This is a genomic window from Bacillus sp. 491mf (assembly GCF_900112415.1).
In the GTDB taxonomy this organism is placed as follows: domain Bacteria; phylum Bacillota; class Bacilli; order Bacillales; family Bacillaceae_G; genus Bacillus_A.
Map to the genome: position 1 here is coordinate 1 of NZ_FOLV01000080.1, position 6,286 is coordinate 6,286.

Sequence of the window (6,286 nt, forward strand, 5' to 3'; positions counted from 1 at the left end):
ATAAAGTGAAACTTTAATCAGTGGGGGTTTTCTTCATCCCCCACTGATTATTAGTTGAACCAATCGGGCTTTTACGGGCAGTTTATCTCCCGCCTAACTTCTTTGCTTTTACTGAATTTTGAGGCGAGAGTATTACTGCCCACGAATAGCGGGATAAAATAATGGATAAAATCAATATGATGAAAAGCTGTCTTTTAATCGATACTCCCGGAGGTCACCATCATGATTTCACGTTTATTCCCCATAATCTTTGTATGTACTTTATTGTAGCGATTGCTGTATTTTTTATGCACGAAAAGAACCCTGTTACGAAACAGGGTTCAAAAAAGAATTTCTTAAACAAACGTCAAAAAGTCTACATTTGTATACGGAATTTCATGTTCAATCCGGTGCTGTAAATCTTGTAGTGTATACGTTTGCCACTCTTCTAAATTGTTAGCATCCCACACTTCATGAAACAGCCTAAATAAAATGACTCTTCTTCTATATCTATTTGTTCAATCCCATTCCCGAAACAAGAAGCAACCGGCAAGGAAACATTTACGCCGCCCGCTTGTAAACTACGTATAAAATCCAGTTCACTTTGGATTTGTTTCATACTTCTACGAGAGCGCGGCGTCACTCGTAAAATGCGCCTTTCTCCTTCATATGTACATTCGTATAATTCATTTTGGAATCCGCTCGAGAGTTTCATGCAGCTTTCTTCTTTCCCTCCAAAATATTGCATTGCTTGTTTGACTTTCATATTCATGTTACATCCCTCTTCTTTTTTAACAAAATGGCACTTCTATTTTCATGCCGAAAAAAGCCAAAATTTCCACAGGACACACACGATAAAAATGAATGAATAATCACTGAAATCTAATTTTGGTCCCTTCTTCACGTGCATCTCTAACAGCGTATAAAACAAGTTTCCTTTCTTGTACTTATGAATGCTTTTCATCGCATATTTATAAAATAGAGATTGTAGTACTGTGAAACCGATGGTCAATATGAAAAAGAAAAAAAGAAAATCCATCATGGAAATCCTCCTTATTTCTTCTCTATTTTCTCTAATATTTGATGCGCTAACAGCCATTTTTCAAATTTCGCACTTCCCTCTTCCCAGCTAAAATCGCGGGCGAATATTGAAAAGATGTACAATCCATCATTTATATATTTATTCTCCTTCCAAGTCTCTATAGCAAGTCCATACCACGTAAACGGAAAAAAGACATCCCACACATTTTCATTTTTTCTTTTATACGCAACTGCCTCTACATCATAACCATCTTCATAGTAGCCAATATGCGCATGCATACAATCATCATATTCATAATTCATCTCATTCACCTCTTACCTTTCACTTCCTCCCTATTCAAAAAATTCCTCCTACGTTCACTCACATATAGGCCTTTACCTACATACATTAAAGTAAATGTATTTTGGGAGGTGTCATACGTTGCGAAAAATTCTAGCGTGTTTGTTAATTGTTTTTCTCGCTGCCTTTACATTTGTTGCGTGTAATAAAAAAGAAGAGAGTGCAAAGGTACAGAAAGTGCGCGTTGGTGAGGTGACACATTCATTATTTTACGCTCCGTTATATGTCGCGATGGAAAAAGGATTTTTTAAAGACGAAGGACTCGAAGTTGACCTGCAAACAACTGCTGGCGGCGATAAAACGATGACAGCTTTATTATCAAATGGCATCGATATTGCGCTCGTTGGTTCAGAAACGTCCATTTATGTTTATGCGCAAGGAGCAAAAGATCCGGCGATTAACTTTGCCCAGTTAACACAAACAGATGGGACATTTCTCGTTTCTCGCAAAAAAATTGATTCTTTTAACTGGAATGATCTGAAAGGCACAACTTTCCTTGGTCAACGTAAAGGTGGGATGCCGCAAATGGTTGGAGAATATGTACTGAAAAAACATGGAATTGATCCACAGAAAGATACAAAGTTAATTCAAAATATCGAATTTGCGAATATCGCAAATTCCTTTGCATCTGGTACGGGTGATTTCGTGCAGCTCTTTGAACCAACTGCTAGCATTTTCGAGAAAGAAGGAAAAGGTTATATCGTTGCTTCCTTCGGCGTTGAATCCGGAACTGTTCCGTATACAACCTTTATGGCAAAAGAAAGCTTCTTAAAGAAAGATAAGGCAACCGCGGAGAAATTTGCACGCGCTATTTATAAAGCGCAGCAATGGGTCGATACACATGCCCCAGAAGAAATCGCAAAAGCTGTTGAACCACGTTTTAAAGATACGCCAAAAGATATTATGGTAAAAGTCATCGATCGCTATAAACAACAACATTCGTATGCAACGAATCCATTGTTAGATGAAGCGGAATGGAAACAACTGCAAAGCATTATGAAAGAAGCTGGCGAATTACCGAAAGAAGTGCCCCATAAAGAATTAGTGAACACATCCATCGCTGAAAGTGTCATTAAGAAATAGAGGCGAGTCTAATGAAATTTCTAGAACTTTCTAACGTATCTCATTGTTTTTTCTCAAAAGAAAATGCCAGCCTTGTCTTGTCGAATATCTCTTTAACAATCGGAGAAGGAGAATTTATCTCCTTCCTCGGTCCAAGCGGCTGTGGTAAAACAACATTACTTTCCATCATTTCTGGTTTACTACAGCCGATTGAAGGAACCGTCTTTCTCGATGGTGAATGCATCACCAAACCAACATCATCGATCGGTTATATGCTCCAGCAAGATTATTTGTTTCCGTGGAAAACGATTGAAGATAACATTTCTGTTGGCTTACAGATTACAAAAACATACACATCCAAAACGAAGCAACATGCCTTGCAGTTATTAGAACAAGTTGGCCTGCAAGGTGTTGAGAAGCAATACCCGCGTGAATTATCAGGCGGAATGCGCCAGCGCGCTGCTCTTGTTCGAACACTAGTCACAAATCCGAAAATATTATTACTCGATGAACCATTCTCTGCTCTTGATTATCAAACAAAATTAAAATTAGAAGAACTCGTTTTTTCTATTTTAAAAGAATATAAGAAAACATCACTTCTCGTTACCCATGACATTGAAGAGTCCATTGCGATGAGCGACCGCATATACTTACTACAAGCAAAACCAGGTCGCATTGCGAAAGTGTTTGTAGTACCAGAAACGATTCGTTCCCTCACGCCATTTGAAGCACGTCAGCACCATGATTTCCCTTCATTCTTCCAGTTAATATGGAAGGAGTTGGAACAGCTTGGATAATATAAAAGAATTTCATCAACGCTTTCAAAAACGTGAAACAAAGCGGACAATTGCTGTTCGAGCGCTGCAGTTGCTCCTGCTCATCCTCTTTTTCGCATTATGGGAAATTGCTAGCCGAAACGAGTGGATTGACCCATTGTTATTTAGCTCGCCTTCTAGCATCTTTCATTTACTCATTGATAAGTGGCAAGATCATTCCCTTTGGCCGCACATATATACAACACTCCTTGAAACATGTCTCGGTTTTATCCTAGGTACACTTCTCGGTACGTGCATCGCCACCTTTTTATGGTGGAGCCCATTCATTGCTCGTGTACTCGATCCGTACCTTGTCGTCTTAAACGCAATGCCAAAAGTAGCGCTTGGCCCCATCATTATCGTCATATTTGGGCCAAATATTTCATCAGCTGTAGCGATGGGTGTCATCATTTCCATCATCGTTACAATCCTTGTCATTTATAGCGCTTTTCAAGAAGTAGACGCCAATTATATAAAAGTTATGCAAACCTTTGGCGCAAACAAATGGCAATGTTATAAACAAGTGATTTTACCAGCATCGTTCCCAGCGATTATTTCCACATTAAAAGTAAATGTCGGTCTCTCATGGGTTGGGGTCATTTTCGGTGAACTGCTCATTTCAAAAGAAGGACTCGGCTATTTAATTAGCTACGGTTTTCAAGTCTTTAACTTTACGCTCGTCTTGCTGAGCGTACTTCTCACATGTATTCTCGCCACGCTTATGTATGTACTTGTCGCAGCATTTGAAAAGTTTATTACGCGCACGAAAAAAGCAACCTAACACAATGTAGGTTGCTTTCTTATTAATCACGAATAACTTGTGTTCCCGCAATTAAATCGTGAATAGAACGTTTATCTTTTCGCAGCGCAATCATAAACGCACTTACGATAACAGCAATGCCAAGCGTAAATGTATATACCATTCCACCTAATAGGTAACGTTTTAACGTAGTCCAAATTGTAATGTTCTCCCCATCCATACGTACAATTCGAACGTTTAGCGCTCTCTTACCTACTGTAAATCCTGCCCATGCAATAGGAACGATTAAGTAGTATAGCGTGTGTAAAAGGCTCGCTACTGCATCTGATGCATCCTCAGACACATTAAACACCCTAAAAATCACCAAAAATGGAACTAATATTAATCCATCGATAATATTGGCTCCAAACCTTCTCCAAAACCCTGCTAACTCTTGATTCATATTTTCTTCTCCATTCAGCTATGTATTTTTCTTTAGATTTTGGATGTATTTATAGATTCTTTCCTCTTACTAAAACAAAGAGGCTCGCATCTCCTCTATCAATCACATCCTAAAACTACATTTAAATTATAACAAATTTCGAGTTAATTCGACATTTTTTTCACGCATCATTCTACGGATTGCAAGATTACTATTTTTGCATCCTAAGCCTCTTCCACTTCCTCCGAAATTTGCTGCAATCCTGCTAGCACTTCCGCTCGCATCTTCACAAGCTCTGGGAATTGATAGAAGAAAGCGATCTTTTGATACTTTACTTCTTTTGACTCTTTCACTTTAGTAGAATCCTGTAAAATGAATGCTGTAAATGTATCAGCAATATCTTCTGCCACGTTCGTTGTTGCATATTCAGTAACAAATTTGTCTTCATGTTCTTTAAAAAACTGCACTTGCGCTTCCACATCAGTTTCTACTTCCTTCTCTTTCCATTCACCTTCAAGTGGTTTCCAAAACTGTTCATAAAATTGATTCACATACGACTCTTTCTTTGTACAGCCTTCTGTTAAAAACAGCGTCGTACATTTCGCTTCATATGCGGAAATGTCCTTTTCTTCTGTAACATCTTTTATATACTTCTTATCCACAGGAATTTGCGTTTTATTTAACGTTAACACGTGAGTCGTTTCATGAATTAACGTTTTCATCACTTCGTTTATATTAACGTCGGAATCTAATGCATCTAAACTTAATACCCAGTTTTCAGGATGATCTTCATTTTGTATCACATGAGCAACAATATTATTATATCCATCCGATACAATGTCAAATTCCTTTATATTCTCTCTATATTTTGCTGGTATTAACACACTGTACATTTCCCATAATGCTTCGTGATAATCCGTATCCTTATGAAATGCGCTAATTTCTTCCCTTGCCTCTTTATCATCAGCAAAAACTTTTTGAAGTCTTTTCTTATCTAGCTTTTCAAAATATGGATCTACTAATTCATTATTATCAATATAATAAGATGCTAAAAAGAAGTAACGTTCATCATCTTGTCTTTGATCTTCATACACCGCTAATTTTTCTTTATCTTCTACTTCTGTATATTTTTCTAATTCAGAGATTCCCTGCATGTTCTCATTAACCTTACTCAGGAATGCATCCCCAGTTTTTAAGCACTCTTCCTTTGTTTTGCATACTTCTTTTTCCACATTCTTTGCCTTACTACAGCTACTAATCAAGCAAATAAATATGAGCAAAAATAAAAAATGAATATCGTTTTTCCTCATAACTTCCTCCTGCATTCTATTATTCCATTGAAATCATAAGCAATTTTGGTAAGAGATGCAATAACTATATACAAGTTGAAAAACAGATATAAAGAACTTTTCTTTTTTTGGGGGACGAGAGCGTCTAGCCATGCATAGAAGCGGCAGGGCCTGTTTCTGCCTCGGGCGAGGTTTAAAACAAAGGGAGAAAGTAGCGAGCATGTTGTGTTCTGCATAGTAGTGGTTTATCCCGCATTAACGGGCAGTAATACTCCCACCTCAAAATTCAGCGAAAGCATTGTCCAGCTCTAGCGGCTAGAATCTCCGGCCGTTTCCGCTTTTCTTAAGAAGTTAGGTGGAAGATAAACTGCCCGTAAAAGCCCGATTGGTGAGGGCTGATAATCAGTGGGGGATGAAGAAAACCCCCACTGATTAAAGTTTCACTTTATCCCGTACTAACAAACCTACTTCCGTAAAAATAAAAAAGAAATCGGTTGCTCTACTTTGTAAAACAGCCGATTTCTTCTATATGTCGCATTGTGCGCGCTAGTACGTCATCACGCATAATGAAACTGAAGC

Annotated in this window: 7 protein-coding genes and 1 pseudogene; 3 read left to right on the top strand and 5 right to left on the bottom strand. The window is 38.1% G+C overall.

From position 1 onward, the window contains the following. Nucleotides 1-427 precede the first annotated feature (427 nt). The gene (locus tag BM211_RS25495; protein ID WP_091000179.1) at nucleotides 428-751 is read right to left on the bottom strand and encodes a phosphotransferase; all 324 of its coding nucleotides are present in this window, start codon (nucleotides 749-751) and stop codon (nucleotides 428-430) included. Nucleotides 752-1,032: 281 nt separating this feature from the next. Further along, nucleotides 1,033-1,323, bottom strand: coding sequence for a DUF3986 family protein (locus BM211_RS25505; RefSeq protein ID WP_091000183.1), 291 nt, complete (start codon nucleotides 1,321-1,323; stop codon nucleotides 1,033-1,035). 94 nt (nucleotides 1,324-1,417) lie between these two features. Between BM211_RS25505 and BM211_RS25510 the strand changes: the two genes are divergently transcribed. From BM211_RS25510 to BM211_RS25520, 3 genes are read left to right on the top strand one after another with little or no spacing between them, the layout of a single operon-like run. Further along, on the top strand, nucleotides 1,418-2,443 hold the full coding sequence (locus tag BM211_RS25510) for an ABC transporter substrate-binding protein (RefSeq protein WP_371261910.1): 1,026 nt from the start codon (nucleotides 1,418-1,420) through the stop codon (nucleotides 2,441-2,443). An 11-nt stretch (nucleotides 2,444-2,454) separates the two neighbouring features. Beyond that, nucleotides 2,455-3,219, top strand: a complete 765-nt coding sequence (locus BM211_RS25515; protein ID WP_091000186.1) for an ABC transporter ATP-binding protein — start codon at nucleotides 2,455-2,457, stop codon at nucleotides 3,217-3,219. After that, nucleotides 3,212-4,018, top strand: a complete 807-nt coding sequence (locus BM211_RS25520) for an ABC transporter permease (RefSeq protein WP_091000188.1) — start codon at nucleotides 3,212-3,214, stop codon at nucleotides 4,016-4,018. The genes BM211_RS25515 and BM211_RS25520 overlap by 8 nt, the downstream gene beginning before the upstream one ends. A gap of 22 nt (nucleotides 4,019-4,040) precedes the next feature. On the opposite strand, the gene BM211_RS25525 is transcribed toward BM211_RS25520, so the two are convergent. From BM211_RS25525 to BM211_RS26250, 3 genes and pseudogenes are all read right to left on the bottom strand, one after another. Further along, nucleotides 4,041-4,439, bottom strand: coding sequence for an RDD family protein (locus tag BM211_RS25525; protein WP_091000189.1), 399 nt, complete (start codon nucleotides 4,437-4,439; stop codon nucleotides 4,041-4,043). Between the two features lie 203 nt (nucleotides 4,440-4,642). Further along, the gene (locus BM211_RS25530) at nucleotides 4,643-5,728 is read right to left on the bottom strand and encodes a hypothetical protein (protein ID WP_091000191.1); all 1,086 of its coding nucleotides are present in this window, start codon (nucleotides 5,726-5,728) and stop codon (nucleotides 4,643-4,645) included. Nucleotides 5,729-6,206: 478 nt separating this feature from the next. Further along, nucleotides 6,207-6,286, bottom strand: a pseudogene (locus BM211_RS26250) (nucleoside triphosphatase YtkD); the annotation flags it as partial.

Bases quoted from the DNA above. Each gene is read 5' to 3' on its own strand.
- BM211_RS25505 (WP_091000183.1), bottom strand. From the start codon at position 1,323: ATGAATTATGAATATGATGATTGTATGCATGCGCATATTGGCTACTAT.
- BM211_RS25510 (WP_371261910.1), top strand. From the start codon at position 1,418: ATGTATTTTGGGAGGTGTCATACGTTGCGAAAAATTCTAGCGTGTTTG.
- BM211_RS25495 (WP_091000179.1), bottom strand. From the start codon at position 751: ATGAATATGAAAGTCAAACAAGCAATGCAATATTTTGGAGGGAAAGAA.
- BM211_RS25530 (WP_091000191.1), bottom strand. From the start codon at position 5,728: ATGAGGAAAAACGATATTCATTTTTTATTTTTGCTCATATTTATTTGC.
- BM211_RS25525 (WP_091000189.1), bottom strand. From the start codon at position 4,439: ATGAATCAAGAGTTAGCAGGGTTTTGGAGAAGGTTTGGAGCCAATATT.
- BM211_RS25515 (WP_091000186.1), top strand. From the start codon at position 2,455: ATGAAATTTCTAGAACTTTCTAACGTATCTCATTGTTTTTTCTCAAAA.